This window comes from Flavobacterium aestuarii (assembly GCF_040049115.1).
Classification (GTDB): Bacteria; Bacteroidota; Bacteroidia; order Flavobacteriales; family Flavobacteriaceae; genus Flavobacterium; species Flavobacterium aestuarii.
In genome coordinates, this window is record NZ_JBDLZZ010000014.1 from 71,163 (window position 1) to 95,201 (window position 24,039).

14 protein-coding genes and 1 tRNA gene are annotated in these 24,039 nt (G+C 34.9%); 10 read left to right on the forward strand and 5 right to left on the reverse strand.

What is annotated here, in order from left to right; genetic code table 11:
- The first annotated feature begins 1 nt into the window (after position 1).
- The gene (locus ABEG11_RS14500) at positions 2-6,310 is read left to right on the forward strand and encodes a PAS domain S-box protein (protein WP_348824888.1); all 6,309 of its coding nucleotides are present in this window, start codon (positions 2-4) and stop codon (positions 6,308-6,310) included.
- A gap of 65 nt (positions 6,311-6,375) precedes the next feature.
- On the opposite strand, the gene ABEG11_RS14505 is transcribed toward ABEG11_RS14500, so the two are convergent.
- From ABEG11_RS14505 to ABEG11_RS14515, 3 genes are all read right to left on the reverse strand, one after another.
- Positions 6,376-7,365 carry a response regulator gene (locus tag ABEG11_RS14505; protein WP_348824889.1) on the reverse strand — a complete coding sequence of 330 codons (990 nt, stop codon included), beginning with the start codon at positions 7,363-7,365 and terminating at the stop codon, positions 6,376-6,378.
- A gap of 242 nt (positions 7,366-7,607) precedes the next feature.
- Complete coding sequence (locus ABEG11_RS14510) at positions 7,608-8,297, reverse strand: SIMPL domain-containing protein (protein WP_348824890.1); 690 nt, start codon at positions 8,295-8,297, stop codon at positions 7,608-7,610.
- Positions 8,298-8,321: 24 nt separating this feature from the next.
- Positions 8,322-8,960, reverse strand: coding sequence for a rhomboid family intramembrane serine protease (locus tag ABEG11_RS14515; RefSeq protein WP_348824891.1), 639 nt, complete (start codon positions 8,958-8,960; stop codon positions 8,322-8,324).
- 196 nt (positions 8,961-9,156) lie between these two features.
- Between ABEG11_RS14515 and ABEG11_RS14520 the strand changes: the two genes are divergently transcribed.
- Both ABEG11_RS14520 and ABEG11_RS14525 read left to right on the forward strand, forming a co-directional pair.
- Positions 9,157-10,026 (forward strand): lysophospholipid acyltransferase family protein, encoded by an 870-nt coding sequence (locus ABEG11_RS14520; RefSeq protein ID WP_348824892.1) that lies wholly within the window; start codon positions 9,157-9,159, stop codon positions 10,024-10,026.
- Positions 10,027-10,128: 102 nt separating this feature from the next.
- Positions 10,129-11,007, forward strand: coding sequence for a lysophospholipid acyltransferase family protein (locus ABEG11_RS14525; RefSeq protein ID WP_348824893.1), 879 nt, complete (start codon positions 10,129-10,131; stop codon positions 11,005-11,007).
- 111 nt (positions 11,008-11,118) lie between these two features.
- Here the strand turns inward: ABEG11_RS14525 and ABEG11_RS14530 are convergent, their stop codons facing one another.
- Positions 11,119-12,606 carry an aminotransferase class V-fold PLP-dependent enzyme gene (locus ABEG11_RS14530; RefSeq protein WP_348824894.1) on the reverse strand — a complete coding sequence of 496 codons (1,488 nt, stop codon included), beginning with the start codon at positions 12,604-12,606 and terminating at the stop codon, positions 11,119-11,121.
- Between the two features lie 425 nt (positions 12,607-13,031).
- Here ABEG11_RS14530 and ABEG11_RS14535 point away from each other — a divergent pair.
- A tRNA-Pro gene (locus ABEG11_RS14535) sits at positions 13,032-13,105 on the forward strand.
- Positions 13,106-13,145: 40 nt separating this feature from the next.
- Here the strand turns inward: ABEG11_RS14535 and glmM are convergent.
- Entirely contained in the window at positions 13,146-14,534 is a 1,389-nt protein-coding gene (gene glmM, locus ABEG11_RS14540; protein WP_348824895.1) for a phosphoglucosamine mutase, read from the reverse strand.
- 120 nt (positions 14,535-14,654) lie between these two features.
- Between glmM and ABEG11_RS14545 the strand changes: the two genes are divergently transcribed.
- The 6 genes from ABEG11_RS14545 to uvrA all read left to right on the forward strand — a co-directional run bounded on the left by ABEG11_RS14545 (position 14,655) and on the right by uvrA (position 24,037).
- Complete coding sequence (locus tag ABEG11_RS14545; RefSeq protein WP_348824896.1) at positions 14,655-15,239, forward strand: acyl carrier protein phosphodiesterase; 585 nt, start codon at positions 14,655-14,657, stop codon at positions 15,237-15,239.
- A gap of 2 nt (positions 15,240-15,241) precedes the next feature.
- Entirely contained in the window at positions 15,242-16,927 is a 1,686-nt protein-coding gene (ggt, locus tag ABEG11_RS14550; protein ID WP_348824897.1) for a gamma-glutamyltransferase, read from the forward strand.
- A gap of 150 nt (positions 16,928-17,077) precedes the next feature.
- The gene (locus tag ABEG11_RS14555) at positions 17,078-18,235 is read left to right on the forward strand and encodes a S1 family peptidase (protein ID WP_348824898.1); all 1,158 of its coding nucleotides are present in this window, start codon (positions 17,078-17,080) and stop codon (positions 18,233-18,235) included.
- Positions 18,236-18,298: 63 nt separating this feature from the next.
- The gene (locus ABEG11_RS14560; RefSeq protein ID WP_348824899.1) at positions 18,299-20,092 is read left to right on the forward strand and encodes a chloride channel protein; all 1,794 of its coding nucleotides are present in this window, start codon (positions 18,299-18,301) and stop codon (positions 20,090-20,092) included.
- Between the two features lie 57 nt (positions 20,093-20,149).
- Positions 20,150-21,103, forward strand: coding sequence for a Fic family protein (locus ABEG11_RS14565; protein ID WP_348824900.1), 954 nt, complete (start codon positions 20,150-20,152; stop codon positions 21,101-21,103).
- Between the two features lie 102 nt (positions 21,104-21,205).
- The gene (gene uvrA / locus ABEG11_RS14570; protein WP_348824901.1) at positions 21,206-24,037 is read left to right on the forward strand and encodes an excinuclease ABC subunit UvrA; all 2,832 of its coding nucleotides are present in this window, start codon (positions 21,206-21,208) and stop codon (positions 24,035-24,037) included.
- Positions 24,038-24,039 lie beyond the last annotated feature (2 nt).

Sequence of the window (24,039 nt, forward strand, 5' to 3'; positions counted from 1 at the left end):
GATGAAAAATATTCATGAAAAATATAAAGTTCTTTTAAACAGCTGCTTATCGGCTGTTTTATTTACTAAACCCGATGGTGCCATACTTGAAGTTAATAAAACTGCAGAAACAATATTTGGTTATACTCAGGAAGAATTTATCAGACTATCCATAAAAGATATTCTTGGCAGTATTGATAAATCCGTTCCAAATCTGACAGAAGAGCTTAGCGCAAAAGATACAATAAGAGGTATTCGAAAAAATGGAGAAAAATTTCCTACACAGTTTTCTCTAACAGTATTTCATGATCAAGACGGTTTAAAATATAACTGTATCACAATAAGTGATGCTTCGGAGAAGAATAATGCTGAAATAGATATGTCACTGATGATTGGCAATACTGATGAGGAGAAAATAAAAGGGGATGATGTAATAAATGAATCTGAAAAACTCTATAAGACTCTTTTTGACAGCAGCCCTGCTCCAATGATTATATTTGATTTTGAAACTTTGCAAATTATTGATTGCAATGAAGAAACCGTTCTTAAATATGGATATACAAAAAATGAATTTTCAGCATTTACCCTGGAAGATATCTGTTCCTTAGAAGAGATCCAAAAAATAAGAAAGACATTGGTTAATGAAGCCAATAATAGTCAGACACATAAAAATGTGTGCCGTCACCAAAAAAAGAATGGAGATATACTCTTCATGGAGATTAGTGGTCATTTGATTACTTACAATAGTAAAAAAATGGCATTGATTATGTTAATTGATGTAACCGAAAAACTAAAAATTGAAGATCAGGGAGAAGCCGAAAAAAGAAATAAAGAAGCATTAATTAACAGTACAGATGATTTAATATGGAGTGTTAACAAAAATTTTGAGCTGCTGGCGGCTAATCAGGCATTTCTAAAAAACTTAAAACAAAGCACAGGCATTACTATCAATGTAGGTGATAACATCCTTTTAGACAATATTTTCCCCAAAGCCTTTCTGGATTTTTGGAAGTGTTATTACATGAGGGTTCTGGCTGGAGAATCATTTACCGAAGAAATAAAAAGTTCTTCTTATATAGACCAGAAAGAAATTTGGTATGACATTACATTTAATCCTATTTATAAAAAAGGAGATGTGATAGGAATTGCCTGCTTTGCCAGAAATATTACTGAAAATAAAAAGATAAAACAGGAACTGATCAATTCAGAAGAGAAATATCGCCTGCTATTCTACAACAGCCCATTGCCCAACTGGATTTTTGATACAGAAACTCTCAAAATAGTAGACGTTAATGACACAGCACTTGCTCATTATGGCTATAGTAAAGAGGAGTTTTTATCTATGAGCCTTAAAGATTTAAGAACAAAAGAGGAGTTTTTCAAACTGCAGGAATCAATAGATGAAGGAATAAAAAAACATGGTGTATTCCACTCAGGCATATTTACACACCGCAAAAAAAATGGAGAATTAATAAAGGCCGAAGTCTCTGGGCATAATATTTCTTACCAAGGAAAAAAATGCCGAATTGTAGTATGCAATGATGTCACAGAACGGGAAAATGCCTTAGAGACATTGAAGGATCGAGAAGCCAAATTGATAAGTGCACAACGAATTGCCAAATTAGGTTATTGGGAAAGGAATATAAACACTGGTGCTTTGTTCTGGTCATCCGAAGTATTTAAAATTTTAGAAATAAATAAAAACATAAAACCAAGTTTTGAACTCCTTATAGCAGCCATTCCTCCAGAAGATGTCGATATTTTTATTAAAGAACGGCATGCTGCCCTTTTGGGCGAAAAAAAAATGGATCTCGAACACAGGATACTGCTGAAAGATGGCACTATAAAATGGGTTCATCAAACTGGAAAACTGCAGAAAAGTGCTGATAAACGAAGTATTCTGCTGGATGGAACCATTCAGGATATAACAGAGCGCAAAAAGATTGAAGAAAAGTTAAAAGAAAGTATTCAGCGTTACGAAAATGTCACCAAAGCAACCGATGATGCTATTTGGGATTGGGATCTCTTAAATAATAAAGTATATAGAGGTGAAGGCTTTAAAACCAGTTTCGGATTTGATTTGGCACTTCTTAATTCAACAGAAACCAACTGGAAAAATTATATTCATCCTGATGACGAACCTATTGTTGCCAAAAGCCTCTTAGACGCAATAAACAGCGATGAAAATTACTGGAATCACGAATACCGGATTATAAAACCCGACAGGACTGAAGTATTTGTCCAGGACAGGGCATATCTTATCAGAAATAAAAATAATGAGGTTATCAGAATTGTTGGTGCTTTAAAAGATGTTTCCGAAAGCAAGTATTATCACAATGTAGAAATTTTAGAAAGGGAAATACTCGAACTGAATGCTTTAGGAAATATTGCAATAGAAGAAATTATTGGAAAATATTTAACCGGTATCGAAAAATTAAATCAGGGTATGTTATGTTCTTTACAGATAATAAAAGGACAGCAGCTGTTTAATGTCGCAGCTCCAAGCTTACCCCAAAATTTCTTAGAAGCTATCGATGGAAATACAATTGGTCTCAATGCTGGATCATGCGGTACAGCGGCTTATCTGAAACAAAAAGTTATAGTGACAGATATCTCCAATGATAGACGATGGAAGAATTATAAAGAAATAGCAAGTAATAATGGACTAAAAGCCTGCTGGTCAAATCCTATTTTTAACTCACATGGCGAAGTCTTGGCAACATTTGCTGCCTATTACAGAGAGATAAAAGCCCCATCAGTTTCCGAAGAAAAGAGTATTGAAAGAGCGCGCCACATTATGCAGGTTATCTTAGAAAGCCATCTCAAGGAAAAAGAACTGATTGAAAGCAATCTCCGGTACGAAAATGTTACCAAAGCTACCTCTGATGCCATTTGGGACTGGGATATACCGACAAATAAAGTATTATGGGGAGCCACATTCAATCAGCTTTTTGGCGACATGAACGATAAAGATTTATCTGATGAGGCAAAAGTACAAAAACGGCTGCACCCCGAAGAAGCGGAAAATATTTTGCAAAGTGCCCGAGCTGCTTTAAAAAGCAATGCTCTAAACTGGACTTTACAGCACCGTTATCTTAAAGCAGATGGAACCTATGCCTATGTTTTAAATAAAGTACTGATTATCAGAAACACCAAAGGGAGAGCAATTCGGGTAGTAGGTGCTATGCAGGATATTAGTGAACAAAAAAATGCTGAAGAAACCAATAGAAAATCCAATGAGCGTTTTGAATTGATTGGCAAGGCCGCCAATGATGCCATTTGGGAATGGGATTTTGTAACCAATAAAGGCTGGGGAAATTTAGCACATCAGGAGATGTTTGGCCTAACTTTAGAAAATTCAATACCAGAAAGAGATGCGTGGGTAAATCGTTTGCACCCAAGCGAAAGAGAAAACATTTTGCAAAATTTCCAGAAAGCTGTCGATGCACAAAGCGAAATTTTTTATGGTGAATACCAGCTAAAAACCGAAAATAAAGGATGGATAAGTGTTTCCGATCGTACCTATATTGAATATGATGCTTCGGGGCAGGTCAAAAGAAAGATCGGCAGTATGTCTGATATTACCCAGCGCAAAAAAGAAGAACAGCGCCTTAAGTTAATGAGTTCCGTTATAACCAACAGTTATGACGCTGTACTGATTACTGAAGCAGAAGCACTTGATGAATCCTGTCCAAAAATTATATATGTAAACGAAGCTTTTACCCAAATGACGGGTTATTCTTCTGAGGAAGTTATCGGCAGAAGCCCCAGCTTATTGCAGGGTCCAAAATCAGACAAGAGAGAATTAGACCGTTTACGCACTGCTCTTGAAATGTGGGAATCCTGCGAAATTACCATCATTAACTACAAAAAGAATGGAGAAGAATTCTGGAATAATTTCACCGTTAGTCCTGTAGCAGATGCCAATGGCGGCTTTACTCATTGGATAGCTATTGAAAGAGATGTGACAGTACGTAAAAACGAAGAACTTCAAAATGAACTTATTGCCACAATCAGTGCTGTATTCAACGAATCATTACAATTATATGAAACATTAGACAGAACCCTGAAACATATAGTAGATTTTGGGCATTTCAGCTTTACTGAAGCGTGGCTTATGACCACAGACAGACGTATAATTAACAGAGTGAGCTGTTATTCGGCAAACGAAAAAATAAAGCTGTTTCTATCCGAATCCACTACTGCGGAAACTCTCATTGCTGGAGATGGTATTGTAGCAATCGCTGCTAAAACCAAAGAAATGGCAATATGGACAGATTTGAAACATCATAAAAATTCTGTACGCGCAAAATCAGCAGAAAAATTTGGTATCAAAACAATAATTGCATTACCATTGCTGTATAACAGCGATATTATTGGTGTAATCACTTTTGGTCTTGATTACAAGATGAATGATAGTGCAAAATATACGACATTATTCAAATCACTTGCCAGCTATTTAGCACCAGAGATTAAACGGAAGCAATTAGAACAAGAACTGAATCAGTTATTTAATTTTGCTCCCGATATAATAGCTATAATTGGCTTAGATGGCTATTTCAAAAGAATAAATCCTGTAGCATGTGAACTTTTAGGCTACAGTGAAGAAGAATTGCTTGCGGTACCTTACACAAATCTGATTCATCCAGATGACCGGTCCAGATCTGCAGATGAGGCAGATAATCTGCCCAAAAACAAACATACTTTTTATTTTGAAAATAGATATATAACTAAATCAGGAAATATAAAGTGGCTGGCATGGAATGCTATTTATGTTAAAGAGGAAAATAATATTTATGGCGTAGCCAAAGACATTACCGAAAAGAAAGAATTAGAAGATTTATTGCAAAAAGCCAATCAGCTTGCCAGAATTGGAGGCTGGGAAGTAGACAGGCAAAAAAACATTTTCTTTTGGTCCGATATTACCCGGGAAATTCACGATGTAGAACCTGAATATATTCCTGATATGCAGACAGCACTCAGTTTTTATAAAAAAGGCAAAAGCAGAAATGCCATAAACAGATATATAAAACGGGCATTTAAAACGGGGAAATCATGGGATGATGAATTCCAGATTATTACTGGTAAAGGAAATGAACGCTGGATAAGAATGATTGGCGAAGCGGAGTATGTAAACGGGAATTACAATAGAATTTATGGCAGTTTTCAGGACATAGATGAACGAAAAAAAATAGAAGAGCAGATTAAAAACAGCGAAGAAAGACGCAAATTAATAATGAATGCTGCACTAGATGCAATTATCTGCATAGATAAGGAAGGAAAAGTTACTTTTTGGAATCCACAGGCAGATCTGATCTTTGGATGGAAAGCAGATGAAGCATTAGGCAAAGTATTATCAGAGCTGATTATTCCGACGAAATATCGGGCAATGCATGATAATGGCATAAAAAATTACCTGAAAACCGGCAAAGGATCAGCAATAAACATATTGCTACAATTGTCAGCTATCAGAAGAAATGGTGAAGAATTCCCAATTGAATTGACAGTCTTACCTATAAAACAGGATGGAGATGAATTCTTTTGTGCTTTTATAAGAGATATATCGGATCGAAAAACGTATGAAACACGACTGATTGAATTGAATGAAGATTTAAAAAAGCAAAAAGCTGAACTCGTTACTTCTAATCATGAACTGGAGCAGTTTGCTTACATTGCTTCGCATGATTTGCAGGAACCATTACGCATGGTAACCAGCTTCCTTACGCTGCTCAACAAAAAATATGGGGCCGACCTTGATGAAACAGCTGCAAATTATATCGACTTTGCTGTAGATGGTGCAAAGAGAATGCGCCAGCTGATTCTTGATCTTTTGGAATATTCCAGGGTAGGAAAAAGCAATGAAGCAGCAGAATTTATCGATTTGAATATCTTAATAACAGAAATAAAAATCCTTTATCGCAAACAGATTGATGAAATGAACGCTTCTATTACTGTAATTGAGCCTCTTCCACTTATTAAATCTCATAAATCACCACTTTTGCAATTATTTCAAAATCTCATTGGAAACGCTTTAAAATATAGCAGGAAAGATACTGCTCCAATTATCAGGATTTCGTTTACATCAGATGACGATTATTGGGAGTTTAAAGTAGAAGATAATGGTATTGGTATTGATGAGGAATATTTTGAAAAAATATTTGTAATCTTTCAGCGTTTACATAATAAAGATGAATACAGCGGTACAGGAATGGGATTAGCTGTTACAAAAAAAATAGTAGAATCATTGGGAGGCAGAATCTGGGTCAAATCAGCTGTTAATTTAGGCAGTGAGTTTTATTTCACTATTCCGAAACAAAAAATTCTGGCATAATTACCGAAAATTGTTTGCTCAAAAAACGGTTCCTTTACTGCTTTGATTTCAAATAGCTTATGCGGTTACTTTTTAAATTTATCAGTTTTTGCAGAAATTTCCCTAATTATATCATCAAGCTCATTTGCTGAAGTATTTATATATTTAAGTATCTTTTTTACCTCGGCAAGATCGGTCTCAATATCATCGGTAATTAAGTTAATTAGCCCCAAAATCCTCGCAACCGGAGCCCTGACTATGTGGGATTGTATCCATTGAATTTCAGTTAATTCATTGTTTCGGATTCTTATTGCTTCTAAATGCTTAAGATTTTCAGTAATATCATTCACCAGCACCACTTCCCTCTCTTTGCCTTTATATATGATTGTATTGCTAACGATCTCAACATATATTTTCTGGCCATCTTTCTTTTTGTGCTGGATTATTTTTGCGGGGTAGATTGAAGTTGTTTCCTGCATTTCCTCATTAGAATCCAACACTTCAATATCACTATAATTCAATTTTATAAATTCTTCATTTGTGTATCCATAATGATTTATTGCCGCATTGTTTATTACCTCAAAATGATCATTTGCTTTATCATAAACCCACATGGGCTGGGGGCTTAAATGAAACAGATCCGCATATTCTTTTTCAGATGCAGCGTGCTTTAATACATGTTTATTTCTTTCAATACTGTATACAATGCTTTTGTACAATATCATTCCATTTAAGCCATCCTTTAACAAATAATCTGATGCACCCAATGCAATTGATTTTGTTGCAAATGAAAAATCTGAATAGCCAGTAAGAACAATTATTGGAGTTGTGCTAAAAAGCAATAATATTTCCTTCATTAAGGAATCTTTATCCTTATCAGGCAAGCTTAAATCCAAAAGTATTACATCAAAAATTATATTACTGCTTTTTTTAAAGTTTTCTGCTTGTGTAAAATTTGGACAATGATAAATTTCAAGGTTCTGGAACATTTCTTCCAGATATTCTTTTGCCAAAAAATAATCACCTAAATTATCTTCTATAATCAGAATTGTATACAAATTATCATCTTTTATCATCGCTACTAATTAAGAATAATTATAAATATACAATTATTATTACTTTCCAGCTTTCAAAATAAGTAAAATAATAAGTTTTAAGCCTTTGCTTGCAGTTTCACAGCAAATTAAATACGATAATAATAATTCTTTTGGATAAAAATATTACTGCTAAAAAGTTTATTTTTTGGAAATCCAAATTCGCTGCAAAAAAAAAGCCCCATCATATTTTGCAATAGTAATGGGACTTTGATTTTTAAGCTTTACTCCAATTTAAAACTCACATTCACATTGGCAGTGATCTCAATTTCGCCAGCAGCCATTGTTTGTCTTGGAGCTGCAGTATCGGCTTCCATTGCCATAGATTTCATCGCATATACTGGCTGAGGATAATAGACTTGGGTGTTGTCTGTAATAGTTATTGCCGCACCAGTTTTTTGTCCTAAAACTGATACATAGTCCTCAGCTTTCATTTTGGCATCTTTCATAGCTTGCTTACGGGCTTCTGCCTGATATTGTGCTAATTTTGACGATTGAAAAGTAACATTATCAACTCTGTTAATTCCTTGATCAACAATACCTTCCATCAGGTCATCATATTTCGCTAAATCCCTTAATAAAATTTCAATAGTTTGTGTCGCATTATAGGTATGTTTCTTTTTTTCATAATCATACTGCGGATTTAACGAAACTCTCTTTGTTTTGTAGTCTGCAGGAGCAATATTCATGCTTTTGATTACTTTCAGAACAGCTTCCATCTGCTGGTCATTTTGTTTTTTAACCTCTTTTGCATTATTTCCTTTTGTTTCTACTGTTGCCTTAATGGCGACCTGATCCGGCACTACTTTAATTTTTCCTTCACCTGAAGTATTTATTTGAGGAACCGGCTTTGTTTCTTGACTATAAGCCAGTAAAGTAAAAAAACAGACTAAGAGTGCAATTGATTTTTTCATGCTTTTAATTTTAAATTATTTTTTTTAAAGTTTACCCATTTTTGCCATGCCAAATAAAATAACTATTGGTATCGCTAACAATACTGTCATTAAAGTGTGTTCATGTATTAATTCGGGATTTCTTAATAACGTTATTAAATACCCTCCTATTGCCCCTCCAAAATGAGCAGTATGTCCAATGTTGTCATTTTTTGCTCTCATGCCATAAATTGAATACAGCAGATATAGTATACCAAACAAATAAGCAGGGATTGGAATTATAAAATACAAACCTAACATCATGTCAGGCTGTAATAAAATAGCCGAATACAGTACACCTGTTACTGCACCCGAAGCTCCAACAGCTCTATAGCCATAATCATCTTTATGAAACGACATTGTCAATAAACTGCCAAAAATTAAGCTTCCAAAATAGACAAGCAAAAATGAAAATGTGCCCAAAAAGCTAAAAACTACCGGTGCAAAAAAATAAAGGGTCAGCATATTGAACAATAAATGACCTATATCGGCATGGAGAAATCCTGACGAAAGCATTCGGATTTGTTCTCCAGCACGAATACTTCCTACGTGAAACTCATATTTTCTAAAAAAAGAGTGATCATTAAATCCTTTGTAGCTGATTAATACATTTGCAGCAATAACTGCAATTAAAATGATATTCATAAATAGGTGTATTTTTTTTAAATTCACTGTAAAGCTAACTAATATTTTATATCCAGATACTACCGTTAACAATGAATTAAAGGTAATTCTTATTTTAAAAAGGGTTTGTTATTTATTAATATGTTAAATGAATGATTTAAATGATCAAAGTATTTTAAAAGTAAATTAATAAACTATATTTGGCCAAATTAAAAAAATGAAATACCTAATTTACCTTATTGTTTACCCCTTATTATGGTGTATTTCAATGCTCCCATTTCGGTTATTATATCTCTTTTCGGATTTTGTATATATAATTCTGTATCAAATTGTAGGTTATCGAAAAAAAACAGTGAGGGAGAACTTAGCTTTGACATTGCCGCACTTATCTGATGCAGAGCGATTGATTATTGAGAAGAAATTTTACCATCATTTATGTGATATGTTTCTTGAAATGATTAAAACGATGAATATTTCGAAAGAAGAAATCTGTAAAAGATACGTTTTTAAAAATTTTGAAGTCTATGCCGATTTAGAAAAAAAAGGAAAAAGCATTGCCATAATGTGTGCTCATTATGCCAGTTATGAGTGGGTTATATCTATGAATTATTATACCACTTTTAAAAGTTTTGGGATTTATAAGCAGATAAAAAATCCTTATTTTGATAAATTGATACATACAATCCGCTCCAAATTTAATGCACAGCTGATAACAACGAAAGAGACAATAGCTACAATTGAAAAAAACTGCCAAAATAAAATATTGTCAGTATACGGGTTTGCCAGTGATCAATCTCCAAAAGAAAACTGTGCCTATCATTGGGGAAAATTTATGGGAATAAAAGTACCTGTTCACACTGGTGCCGAAATGTTATCGAAAAAATACGATATGAATGTTATTTTTCTGAAAACAAAAAAAGTAAAGCGTGGCTATTATGAAGCTACTATGGAAATCCTTTCTGAGAATACTGCACAAGTACCGGACTATGAAGTTACAGACCATTTCCTAAAATTAGTCGAACAGCAAATCTATGAAGCTCCGGAATATTATTTATGGACACACAAAAGATGGAAGCATTGCCGATAAATTTCCTAAAAAAAACATAAAATTACCACAGCTGTCTATTCTAAGTTTTCAATAAATATAAAGGAAATATTATTTATTTATATTTGCATAAACTTTCATTAGATGCAGTACATTGTTTATTTGCTTGCCTATCCTCTTATATGGAGTATCTCTATGCTTCCTTTTAGATTACTATATTTTTTTTCAGATATTGTCTATTTTTTTGTTTACAGGATTATTGGATATCGCAAAAAAACGGTTCGGCAAAATCTAGCAATTGCACTCCCAAAACTTACAGATAAAGAACGATTGGTTATAGAAAAAAAATTCTATCATCATATGTGTGATATGTTTCTGGAGATGATTAAAACAATGAACATCTCTAAAAAAGAAATCTGCAAAAGGTTTGTTTTCAAGAACATAGACATGTATAAAGAAATAGAAAAGCAAGGAAAGAGCGTTGCAATAATATGTTCACACTATGCTAGTTATGAATGGATTATCTCCATGAATTACTACTCTGATTTTATTGGCTACGGAATTTACAAACAGATTAAAAATCCCTATTTTGACAAATTGGTTCATAAAATACGTTCCAAATTCAATGCTAAATTAATCACTACTAAACAGACAGTACCCACAATAATCAATAACAACAAAAATAATATTTTGGCATTATATGGTTTTGCCAGCGATCAATCTCCCAAAGCAAAGGGTGCACTGCATTGGTCCAAATTCATGGGAATTGAAGTGCCTGTACATGTTGGAGCAGAGATGCTTTCCAAAAGATACAACATGAATTTGATTTATCTGAATACCAAAAAAGTAAAGCGTGGGCATTATGAAGCTACTCTTGAACTTTTGTCAGACAATCCGAAAGAAGTTCCTAATTTTGAATTGACAGACCAATATTTAAAACTTTTGGAAAAACAGATCTACGAAGCTCCAGAATTTTATTTATGGACACACAAAAGATGGAAATATAGAAGAGAGAGCGAATAAATCTGGACCTTTTGATTTAAGAAAATTAAAAGTTCTATTATGCGAAAAATCACTTTTCAGAATATATGAAAAGTGATTTTTTGTTTATTTTATTTAAAAAACATTAGGATTTTATTGCTTAAACCAATTTTGTACTAGCGTATCTTCAAATTCCTGTGCATTTTTATGAATAAACTCGTTGGTATCTTTATTATAGTCATAATCTAGTGACCAGTTTTTATGATTTTCTGCTAATGATTTGATACTGCTGCATACATATTCAATTTCGGCAGTGGTTGTGGTTGGATGGATTGACATCCTGATCCAGCCTGGTTTTCGGATTAAATCTCCCAGACTGATTTCGTCAATTAATTTATTAGAGGTTTCTTGGTCAACATGCAATAAAAAATGCCCGTAAGTTCCAGCACAGCTGCATCCTCCACGTGTTTGGACACCAAATCTATCATTCAATAGCTTTACACCCAAATTAAAATGCAGATCTTCGATAAAAAACGAGATTACTCCCAAACGATTTTGATGCTGATTGGCCAGAATTTTTATATTCGAAACTGGACTCAAAGTATTGAAAACATATTCAACAATTTCCCTTTCACGGTTAAGAATATTATCGATACCCATTTGTTCTTTCAGCTGGATAGCCAAAGCGGTTTTTATCACTTGCAAAAAGCCGGGCGTACCCCCATCTTCCCTATCTTCAATATTATCCAGATATTTATGTTCTCCCCACGGATTTGTCCAGGAAACAGTTCCTCCGCCCGGACAATCAGGAATCATGTTATGGTATAATTTTTTATTAAAAACTAAAACTCCAGAAGTTCCTGGCCCACCCAAAAATTTATGTGGCGAAAAGAAAACAGCATCCAGATATGATTCGGGATCTTCGGGATGCATGTCTATTTTTACATATGGTCCTGAACAGGCAAAATCTACAAAACAGACACCATTGTGCTGATGCATGAGTTTAGCCACTTCATGATATGGAGTTTTAATACCAGTAACATTCGAGCAGGAAGTTATCGAAGCAATTTTATAGGTTCTGTGTTTATGTTTTTCTAATAAAGCCGTAAGATTCTCAAGGCTAAACAGGCCTTCTTCGCAGGAAGGGATCACTTCAACATCAGCAATAGTTTCCAGCCATGACGTCTGATTGGAATGATGCTCCATGTGCGAAATAAAAACAATTGGTTTTTTATCGGCTGGAATATCAAAATACTCTGTTAGGTTTTCTGGAACTTTTAAGCCTAAAATTCGCTGAAATTTATTGACTACACCTGTCATTCCAGTTCCATCGGTAATTAAAACATCATTGGAATTGGCATTTACATGATGTTTAATTATATGCCGGGCTTTATGATACGATTTAGTCATAGCCGTTCCCGAAACTGTAGTTTCGGTATGAGTATTAGCAACAAATGGACCAAACTCATTTATTAGCTTTTCTTCAATTGGGCGGTATAAACGTCCGCTTGCTGTCCAATCCGTATATATAATTTTTTGACGGCCATAAGGAGTATCAAATTCTTGATCTATGCCAATAATATTGTCACGAAATTGCTTGAAATAATGTTCTAGCGATATGGCAGTTTCTGGTGTAGGCATCCTATATAAATTTAGCTTCAAATATATTGTTTTTTGGATAAATTCAAATTCCAATCTTTGTGTTTTTATTGTTTTTTATCAAAATAATCCTGATTATTGCTAAATTATCCTTCTACTGGATTTGTATTTTTATAAAACACTCAACAAAACTGCTGATCAGAAAATCTCTATTTAATCTATAGATTTTTTATTTTTCTGCACCAGATTTGATAATCCGTTATACCAGAAGTTCAATTATTTCTCTATATAACTGAAGTGAAAATCACAGCCTCTTTTTGTGAATGAATTGCAACAAAAATCAGGAAACTATGCCGTCAAAAACAGCTATTCTTTCAGCTCTAAGAAAAAAGCGTGTTTGTTTTGAGAAAATGAGTTTTATATTTCTTTTTTTATCGGCAAAAAAATATATTTGCATACCAAAACCTCGGGATGTAGCGCAGCCTGGTAGCGTACTAGCATGGGGTGCTAGGGGTCGCTGGTTCGAATCCAGTCATCCCGACAGGAGGCAAAAAAACCGACGAAAGTCGGTTTTTTCAGTTTTAAATTCCAGCCACAGCTTTTATTTCATCAATAATTCTCATGGCCAGATCATCGGCTAATTTTTGAGAAGAAGCTTCGGTATAAATACGAATAATTGGCTCTGTATTGGATTTTCTTAAGTGTACCCAATTTTCGGCAAAGTCAATTTTTACTCCGTCAATTGTAGTGATATTTTCGTTTTTATATTTTTCGATCATTGCAGCAAGAATTGCATCAACATCTATCTGTGGAGTCAACTCAATTTTGTTTTTGCTCATGTAATATTCTGGATACGAAGCACGCAGCGCAGAAACTGAAATTTTCTTGTTTGCCAAATGTGTCAGGAACAAAGCAACACCCACCATACTGTCACGGCCATAGTGCGATTCAGGATAAATGATTCCGCCGTTACCTTCTCCTCCAATGATGGCATTGTTTTTCTTCATCAATTCCACTACGTTCACCTCACCTACTGCACTTGCCTCGTAGCTTCCGTTATGTTGATTGGTCACATCGCGCAACGCACGGGAAGATGACATGTTTGATACTGTGTTGCCAGGAGTTTTGCTCAAAACATAGTCGGCACAAGCTACCAGAGTGTACTCTTCACCAAACATTTCACCATCTTCACTGATAAAAGCCAAACGGTCTACATCTGGATCTACAACAATTCCAAAATGTGCTTTTTCTTTAACGACCAATTCCGAAATATCGGTTAAATGCTCTTTTAAAGGCTCCGGATTATGAGGGAATTGGCCGTTTGGTTCGCAGTATAACTTTACCACTTCGACTCCCATCAATTCTAATAGCCTTGGAACAATAATTCCTCCCGATGAATTTACACCATCAACCACTACTTTAAATTTAGCTGCTTTAACCGCTTCAATATCAACCAATGGCAAATTCAATACTTCGTCGATATGAATGTCCATATAAGCATCATTTACAGTTATTTGACCTAGATTATCAACATCTGCAAAATCGAAAGCTTCATCTTCGGCAATTTCTAAAATTTTTTCTCCTGCTGCTCCGCTTAAGAATTCACCTTTTTCATTCAGCAGTTTCAAGGCATTCCATTGTTTTGGATTATGTGAAGCTGTCAAAATTATACCGCCGTCAGCTTTTTCCAATGGTACAGCTATTTCAACAGTTGGCGTTGTAGATAAGCCCAAATCAATTACATCAATTCCTAATCCAATAAGTGTATTGATTACCAGATTATGAATCATTGGTCCCGAAATGCGCGCATCACGGCCTACAACAACAGTTAACTTATCCTTTTTTGAATAATTTTTTAGCCAGGTTCCGTATGCCGAAGCAAATTTCACCGCATCCACAGGAGTCAGATTATCACCCACTTTTCCTCCTATAGTCCCTCGGATTCCCGATATCGATTTTATTAAAGTCATTTTATATTATTAAATGGTTATTTATTACAAATATAAAAAAGTTGCTGAGTAACTAAGTGACCAAGAGGCTAAGTTTTTGGATAAAGTTTTCTATTTTTACTAAACACAAAGCTTAAAAAAATGAATTTCTTAGCCCATATATATTTATCAGGAGACAACGATTTGATAAAAATCGGGAATTTCATGGCAGATGGAATCCGGGGAAAACATTTTGAAAACTATCCATTAGAAATCCAGAAAGGAATTATTCTGCACCGATTTATAGACACTTACACTGATGCTCATCCTGTTTTCAGGCAAAGTACCAAACGTTTGCACGAAAAATATCATCATTATGCCGGAGTAATTGCAGATGTACTGTACGACCATTTTTTAGCCAAAAACTGGAGCAGTTATTCAGATGAAAACCTTAATGATTTTACAAATAATTTCTACCAGTCACTACGAGACAATTATAACCTTTTGTCTGAAAGAACCAAGGGAATGCTGCCATATATGATTGAGCATAATTGGTTAATGAGCTATCAGAGTATTGAAGGAATCCACAGAATACTGACACAAATGGATTCCCGTACCAAAAATGAGTCCAAAATGCGGTATGCATCCAATGAGCTTAGGGAATACTACACTGAATTTGAAGAAGAATTCATAACATTTTTTGAAGATATAAGAATTCAATCTCACCAGAAATTACTTTCTATATGAACATGAAAAAAATAATATTTCTGCTATTGGCTATATCCATAAATTGTTTTGGCCAAAATGAAATTAAACATACAACAGGACTGATAGCAGACAAGGCTATGGTAGTTTCGGCACGTGAAGAAGCTTCAAAAATTGGTATCGAAATTATGCGCAAAGGAGGCAATGCGTTTGATGCAATGGTAGCAACCGAGCTGGCTTTGGCAGTTGCTTATCCTTTTGCAGGAAACATTGGCGGTGGAGGTTTCATGGTATTTCGCAAAGCAAATGGTGAGATTGGCTGTCTGGATTATAGAGAAAAAGCACCTTTGGCAGCAACCAAAAATATGTTTTTAGACAAGGACGGAAAAGTTATAAAAGGTAAAAGTACCGAAACAGCTCTTGCAATTGGTATTCCAGGTACAATTGCCGGTATGTTTGCCGTTAATAAAAAATACGGATCTATGTCAATGTCCGAAATTTTAAAGCCTGTAATTGCATTAGCCGAAAAAGGAGTTATTGTTACCAAAAAACAGCAACGGACATTGGCTAATTATAAAGATGCGATCATTAAAATTAATGGCGAAAATTGTACATTCAATACTAATTCTAAAGAAAATGATACTGTAAAATATCCTGCACTGTCAGAAACCTTGAAGCGTATTGCTAAAAATGGAAAAAATGAATTTTACAAAGGACAATCTGCTAAAATATTAGTAAAATATCTTCAGGAAAAAGGAGCAATCATCAGCCTGAAAGATTTAGCACAATACGAAGCCAAGTGGAGAACCCCATTGTCATTTCATTATAAGGATTTAAAGGTAATTTCAATGTCACCTCCAAGCAGCGGGGGAATATGCCTGGCACAAATCTTAAAAATGATTGAACCATATGATTTATCCAAAATGGGACATAATTCTGCCGAATCAATACAGATAATTGTAGAAGCTGAGCGAAGAGCTTATGCCGATAGAAGCTATTTTCTAGGTGATCCCGATTTTGTAAAAATGCCACTGAAAGAGTTAATGGCTGATGATTATTTAAAACAAAGAATGTCTAGTTTTAATATAGATAAAGCCACTTTATCTTCTGAAATTAAACATGGTAATATAAATTATAATGAAAGTACCGAAACCACTCATTATTCGATTGTTGATCAATTTGGTAATGCAATTGCTGCAACAACAACCCTGAACGATGGCTTTGGCTCTAAATATTATTGTGATGAGTTAGGTTTTTTTCTAAATAATGAAATGGACGATTTCAGCTCAAAACCAGGCGAACCCAATATGTTTGGATTAGTAGGTAATGAAGCCAACAGCATAGCACCGCAAAAGAGGATGCTAAGTTCTATGACACCAACTATTGTCGAAAAAAATGGAAAGCTTTTTATGGCCGTTGGTTCGCCAGGCGGCTCAACAATCATTACTTCGGTTCTGCAGACAATCATCAATGTATATCAATATCATTTTGGGATGCAGGAAGCCGTAAATGCTCCAAGATTTCATCATCAGTGGCTGCCTGATATTATTACTTTTGAACCAGATACTTTTGATAATTCAACATTCGAAAAGCTAAAATCAAAAGGATATATTATCAATGAAAAGACAACTCCAGTAATTGGAAAAGTAGATGCCATTTTAGTTCTGCCTGACGGAAAACTAGAAGGAGGTGCAGATTTTAGAGGTGATGATAAGGCTTCAGGATTTTAAATTTAATGATTTATTCCCCAAACAAAATGACTTCAAATTTCTGATTATTAACAGATTGTATTTATAAATAATTTTTTAAAAATTTAATACAACTTAATAGATTAAGTGAGGTTTGTTTTATTAAATTTGGGCTATAAAAATTTGATACTAATGACCGAAAATTATTCTCCAGAAGAAAAAAATAACCAGAATACAGCAATTGATACTAAAGCCCGAAATAAAAAAATAGCCCTAATAATTGGTGTTATAGTTGTTTTAGGCGTAATTATTATTCCTCGTGTTTGGGCAAAATTCAATAAAAAAGAAACCATTTGCCTTAATAGCCAAACTCAGATTTACGAAAAATACAAAGATGCTGTTGTTTTAGTAAAACATACTTACGCTTTGCAGATTTCAATCAAAGGTTCAGAACCATTTCTGATAGACGTTGATGATAATTCATTTGAAGAAAAAACAATTTCAGGGACAGGTTTCTTTGTTTCTGAAGATGGAAAAATTGTAACTAACCATCACGTAGCCGAACCATGGAAATACGCTGAGCCAAAAACAGATGATTTTAGTGAATTAAAAAATCATATTGCAGCAATTCTGCCAGATACCATAAATAAAAAAGATTACAAAACGTATCTGGAATCACATTGGAATGATTATTATGGCGGTGATGAAGAAGGAGATTATTCTGAAGAAGAAGCCGCTGCAGAAGATACTGCACCTGTTGCCAATGTAGATTCAACAAATGTCAATAACGAAGTAAATGACTTAATAGCTGATAATAAATCGGAAGAAAGTGCTGTTACCAGTCAAGTAATTTACACTAATTTGGATGACATAGAAATTATTCCCAATACGGTCGAAATAAGTGTGGCATTGCACGGTTCAAAAGACGATTGGCTACAATGCAATGTACTTAAAATTGCTGCTGAAGACGAAGTTGATGTTGCTATTTTACAGCTTAAGAGCGAAAAATTGCCCGCCTCGGTTAATGATATTGTAGATTTAGATAATGCAGTACAGGATGACACAAGTCTAAAACCAGGGACTAATGCTATTTTAATTGGTTATCCAATGGGAATGCAATTAGCCAATACTCGCAAAGGCATAAAAGTTCAAGTTTATGAAGGACAGATAAATAAGGAATCGGATGGCGTTAGTGTGCAGTACAACGTGACTTCTACACACGGAGCCAGCGGTTCGCCTGTGTTTAATGAATGCGGACAGCTCATTGCTGTCAATTATGCAGGATATGATCAGGCACAGGGCTACAACTTTGGGATTGTCGCCAAACATGCGATGTCATTAATGGAATAGTTTGCCGTATTTTTCGAATTTAAAATCTTATTTTTGTAATAAATCAATGCAATTAAAGATATAATGTTAAAAGCTTTTCTTTCCAAACTAGAACAAATAATAGGCTTAGCTCAATCTATTTTAAGTCCAAAGAATTTTATTTTCTTATCTAGTGTTTTAGTTGGAATTTCATCAGCTTTAGCAGTTATTGTTCTAAAGACTTTTGCCCACTGGGTTTTTCGATTTGCTACTTACGTTACTATTCATACCAATATTTTTAACGTAGGAATAGTTAAAATAATGCTGCCTGTTTTTGGTATCGTGCTTACCGTTTTTGTCGTTAATAGATTTTTGGGAGGCTCTATTGAAAAAGGGACATCACAGATTTTATATGCAGTTGCCAAAAAAGCAAGTATTATTCCTAAAAAGCAGATGTACGCACAGATTGCCACAAGCTCCTTAACAGTAGGTCTAGGAGGTTCGGCTGGATTGGAAAGCCCAATTGTAATTACTGGAGCTGCATTTGGTTCCAATTATGCCCAAAAATATAAATTATCATATAAAGACAGAACATTATTAATAGGCTGTGGTGTTGCAGCAGGAATTGGAGCCGCTTTTAATGCTCCAATTGCAGGCGTTCTGTTTGCAATTGAAGTTTTACTGGTAGATGTCAGTATTTCTGCATTTACACCAATAATGATTGCAGGTGCAACTGGAGCACTGGTTTCTGCCATTGCATTGGATGAAACTATATTGCTTAATTTTCCAACCAGACAGACATTTAATTATCATAATATCTTTTACTACGTATTTTTAGGTGTTTTGACTGGGTTTGTAGGTGTTTATTATGCAAGAAATTTTCAAAGAATTGAACATTATTTTGCACACATGCGACTTTCATCTTATAAAAAAGCATTTTTTGGAGCCTCAATTTTAGCATTGCTAATATTTGTTTTTCCAACGCTTTTTGGTGAAGGATATGAAACCATCAGAACTTTGTCCGAAAGTGATCCAGGTCAGTTATTGGATGATACACTTTTCAAAAGTTTTAGAAATAATAATTGGGCATTACTGGCTTTTGTCGGGTGTTCATTTATGTTAAAGGCTTTTGCCTCTGGGATAACATTGGGTAGCGGAGGAAACGGAGGAAACTTTGCCCCTGCCCTATTTTTAGGCTCTTATGTTGGATTTTTCTTTTCCAAACTTTTAAATCTAACTGGATTGACTCATTTGCCTATCAGTAATTTTACGGTTGTGGGAATGTCGGGAATCTTGAGTGGATTATTTCACGCACCTTTGACAGCAATATTTTTGATTGCAGAAATTACAGGAGGTTATGGCTTGATGATTCCATTGATGATTGTAGCTTCCATCAGTTATGCAATTTCCAAACGATTTGAAGTACATTCATTGGATGTGAAGAATCTGGCCAAAAAAGGACATGCCTTTACCAATAATAAAGACACTAATGTGCTTTCAACCTTGGAGACAAATTCAATCATTCAAACCGATTATCTAACCATTTCACCAGACGAAAATCTCGAAAAATTAGTGGATTTAATCTCTCATTCCAATCAGGTTATTTTTGCCGTGGTTTCATTGGATAAAAAATTATTGGGCATTGTTCATTTTAATGACATTAGGGAAATTATTTTCAATCCCTATCGAGTAAAATATACCTTAATCAAGGAAATTATGGTGCAACCCGTTGCTGTTGTTCATCCAACCAATAGCATGGAAATAGTAATGAATAAGTTTGAAGCAACTAAAAAAGCATTTCTTCCTGTAATAAGAGATGATAAATATTATGGTTTTATATCAAAATCCGTAGCACTAGAAGCCTATAGAACCAAATTAAAATCAATGACCATAGAATAAATTAATATCGGATAGTTAAAATTTTAAAATATCCGATAATAAGAGTATCTTTGTGGCATGTGGGAAATCAACTTAACATACCGAGACGAACTGCAATCCACTTTTGACAGATTGCATGAAAAAAGACAAGCACTGCAGTCCAGCAGACCCTTGCCTAATATTGCATTGAATAAAATCAGGGAAAGCCTTTCCATAGAATGGACCTACAATTCAAACAGCATAGAAGGCAACACAATGAGTCTGCGTGAAACACAAATGGTCATTCAAGAAGGGATAACCGTAAAAGGAAAATCACTAAGAGAACATTTTGAAACACACAATCACGATAAGGCTATTGATTATCTTTACTCTATCGTGAGTGATAATTATACTTTGCGAAGTATTGATATACTATCGTTGCACGGCTTAGTTTTGAGATCCATAGAAGATGATTTTGCAGGACGCATCCGAAATGGAGGGGTCCGAATAACCGGCGCTAATTTTACACCGCCAAACGCCAACAAAGTCTCTGATTTATTAGATGAATTAATCGAATTTGTAAATACAAATCCATTACAGCTAAATGATATTGAGCTTGCAACTATTTTTCATCATAAATTTGTCTGGATACATCCATTTTTTGATGGTAATGGCCGTACTGTTCGATTAGCTATGAACTTAATATTAATGCGAAGTGGTTTTCCTCCTGCGATTATTTTGAAAAATGACAGAAAGAAATATTACGAAGCCTTGAATCAGGCCAATGGAGGAAATTATCAAAAGTTGACCCTGTTGATGTGTCAAGCATTGGAGCGCACCTTGAATATTTATAAAACTGCAATGCCAGACAATTATACTGAATATCAGGAAATTTCAAATATTGTTCAAGAACCCGATATGGCTTACGGTCAGGAATACATTAGCCTCTTGGCACGAACAGGCAAAATCGACGCCTACAAAGAAGGCCGAAATTGGCTCACAACCCGTGAAGCAATTGAAGATTATATTGCCAACCGCAAAAGAAAACGCTAACTTCGATTAGCGTTTTTTTATGGTATATTTTTAACACAATCTTCTATGGTGTTAGAGTAAAAGAATCAATCAAAATGGTAACTTTGCTTTTTTGCAAAAATTATGCTAGACACAGACAATATCATAGAAGTTCAAGGCGCGCGCGTACACAATCTAAAAAACATTGATGTTTCTATTCCCCGTGAAAAACTGGTGGTAATTACAGGGCTTTCGGGCTCTGGTAAATCTTCATTGGCTTTTGACACGATTTATGCAGAAGGCCAACGACGTTACGTAGAAACATTCTCGGCTTATGCAAGACAATTTTTAGGCGGTTTGGAGCGCCCAGATGTCGATAAAATTGATGGTCTTTCCCCTGTAATTGCTATCGAACAGAAAACCACCAGCAAAAGTCCTCGTTCTACTGTTGGAACTATCACCGAAATTTATGATTTTCTTCGTTTGCTTTATGCTCGTGGAGCTGATGCCTACAGTTATAATACAGGCGAAAAAATGGTTTCCTATTCGGATGAGCAAATCAAGGATTTGATTATCAAAGATTTTTCAGGGAAAAGAATTAATATTCTGGCGCCTGTAATCCGCGCAAGAAAAGGACATTATGCAGAGTTATTTCAACAAATAACTAAACAGGGATTTTTGAAAGTTCGTGTAAATGGAGATATACTTGACTTAGTTTCAGGAATGAAATTGGATCGTTATAAAACCCATGATATTGAAATTGTCGTAGACAGAATGGTGATAGAAGACAATCCTGACAATAACAAACGCTTATCCGAAAGCATCAATACAGCGATGCATCACGGTGAAAATGTTTTGATGGTTTTGGATCAGGATACGAATGAAGTCCGCTATTTCAGCCGAAATTTAATGTGTCCTTCAACCGGTATATCCTATCAAAATCCCGAACCAAATTTGTTTTCTTTTAATTCCCCAAAAGGTGCCTGCGAACATTGTAACGGTTTGGGAACAATTAATGAAATTAATGTTGGAAAAATTATTCCAAATCCTAAATTATCCATTAAAGCGGGCGGATTTGCGCCTTTGGGTGAATATAAATCGTCATGGATTTTTAAACAATTAGAAATTATTGGAGAAAAATATGGTTTTAAATTGACTGATCCTATCGAAAATATTTCTGACGAGGCTATGCAGATGATTCTGAATGGCGGAAAGGAAAAATTCACTATTAATTCTAAAAATTTAGGAGTTGCCCGTGATTACAAAATAGATTTTGAAGGTATCTCTCATTTTATAAAAAGCCAGCACGACGAAAGTGGCTCGACAACTATTAAACGTTGGGCAAAGGAATTTATGGACGAGATAAAATGTCCTGTTTGCGAAGGTTCCCGTTTGAAAAAAGAAGCCAATTATTTTAAGATTTTCGAAAAAAACATATCCGAGTTGTGCGCTATGGATATTTCGGATTTGACGGCTTGGTTTTTGGATCTGGATAATCATCTATCTGATAAACAGAAAAAAATTGCCACAGAAGTCATTAAGGAAATCAAGGACAGGCTTGCTTTCCTGATGAACGTTGGTTTGGATTATTTGGCCTTGAGCCGAAGTTCAAAATCGCTTTCGGGTGGTGAGGCACAGCGTATTCGATTGGCAACTCAAATTGGATCGCAATTGGTTGGTGTATTGTATATTTTGGACGAACCAAGTATCGGTTTGCACCAAAGAGACAACGAGAAACTAATTCATTCTTTGGAACAATTACGTGATATTGGGAATTCGGTTATAGTGGTTGAACATGACAAGGACATGATTGAACAAGCCGATTATGTGATTGATATTGGACCAAAAGCTGGAAAATACGGCGGTGAAATCATCAGCATTGGAACACCAAAAGAAACTTTGGCATCGAATACTATTACAGCACAGTATTTGAATGGCAAAATGAAATTGGAGATTCCAAAAGAAAGACGCCAAGGAAATGGTAAGTTTTTAAAACTTTCGGGAGCAACTGGAAATAATCTAAAAAATGTTACTATCGATTTGCCTTTGGGTAAAATGATTTGCGTTACAGGAGTTTCGGGGAGCGGAAAATCTACCTTGATTAACGAGACCCTCTACCCTATTTTGAATGCTCATTATTTTAATGGTGTCAAAATTCCGAAACCGTACAAAAAAATCGAGGGATTGGAACATATTGACAAAGTTATTGATATTGACCAAAGTCCAATTGGACGTACACCGCGTTCCAATCCTGCGACGTATACCGAAGTTTTTTCGGAAATACGAAACCTGTTTACAATGACTTCCGAAAGCATGATTCGGGGGTATAAAGCAGGACGTTTTAGCTTTAATGTAAAAGGAGGTCGCTGCGAAACTTGTGAAGGTTCTGGTGTTCGCACTATAGAAATGAATTTCTTGCCAGATGTTTATGTCGAATGTGAAACCTGCCAAGGGAAGCGTTTCAACAGAGAAACATTGGAGATTCGATATAAAGGAAAATCTATTTCGGATGTATTGAATATGACAGTTGACGAAGCGGTTCCTTTCTTTGAGAATATTCCAAAAATTTACAGAAAGATAAAAACAATTCAGGATGTTGGTTTGGGGTACATTACACTTGGACAGCAAAGCACGACTCTTTCGGGTGGTGAAGCACAACGCATCAAACTGGCAGGTGAATTGTCTAAAAAAGATACAGGAAATACGTTCTATATTCTGGACGAACCTACAACAGGTTTGCATTTTGAAGATATTCGAGTATTGATGGATGTCATTAATAAACTTGTTGATAAAGGAAATACGATATTGATTATTGAACACAATATGGATGTCATCAAACTCGCAGACTATATTATCGACATTGGTCCCGAAGGCGGAAAAGGCGGAGGAACTCTTGTAGCCAAAGGGACTCCTGAAGAAGTTGCGAAAAATAAGAAAAGCTACACAGCACAGTTTTTGAAAAAAGAATTATCTTAGAT

Coding starts and splice junctions, on each gene's coding strand:
- ABEG11_RS14505 (WP_348824889.1), bottom strand. CDS start 7,365: ATGATAAAAGATGATAATTTGTATACAATTCTGATTATAGAAGATAAT.
- ABEG11_RS14515 (WP_348824891.1), bottom strand. CDS start 8,960: ATGAATATCATTTTAATTGCAGTTATTGCTGCAAATGTATTAATCAGC.
- ABEG11_RS14565 (WP_348824900.1), top strand. CDS start 20,150: ATGTGGGAAATCAACTTAACATACCGAGACGAACTGCAATCCACTTTT.
- ABEG11_RS14545 (WP_348824896.1), top strand. CDS start 14,655: ATGAATTTCTTAGCCCATATATATTTATCAGGAGACAACGATTTGATA.
- ABEG11_RS14525 (WP_348824893.1), top strand. CDS start 10,129: ATGCAGTACATTGTTTATTTGCTTGCCTATCCTCTTATATGGAGTATC.
- ABEG11_RS14500 (WP_348824888.1), top strand. CDS start 2: ATGAAAAATATTCATGAAAAATATAAAGTTCTTTTAAACAGCTGCTTA.
- ABEG11_RS14555 (WP_348824898.1), top strand. CDS start 17,078: ATGACCGAAAATTATTCTCCAGAAGAAAAAAATAACCAGAATACAGCA.
- ABEG11_RS14560 (WP_348824899.1), top strand. CDS start 18,299: ATGTTAAAAGCTTTTCTTTCCAAACTAGAACAAATAATAGGCTTAGCT.
- uvrA (WP_348824901.1), top strand. CDS start 21,206: ATGCTAGACACAGACAATATCATAGAAGTTCAAGGCGCGCGCGTACAC.
- ABEG11_RS14530 (WP_348824894.1), bottom strand. CDS start 12,606: ATGCCTACACCAGAAACTGCCATATCGCTAGAACATTATTTCAAGCAA.
- glmM (WP_348824895.1), bottom strand. CDS start 14,534: ATGACTTTAATAAAATCGATATCGGGAATCCGAGGGACTATAGGAGGA.
- ABEG11_RS14510 (WP_348824890.1), bottom strand. CDS start 8,297: ATGAAAAAATCAATTGCACTCTTAGTCTGTTTTTTTACTTTACTGGCT.
- ggt (WP_348824897.1), top strand. CDS start 15,242: ATGAAAAAAATAATATTTCTGCTATTGGCTATATCCATAAATTGTTTT.
- ABEG11_RS14520 (WP_348824892.1), top strand. CDS start 9,157: ATGAAATACCTAATTTACCTTATTGTTTACCCCTTATTATGGTGTATT.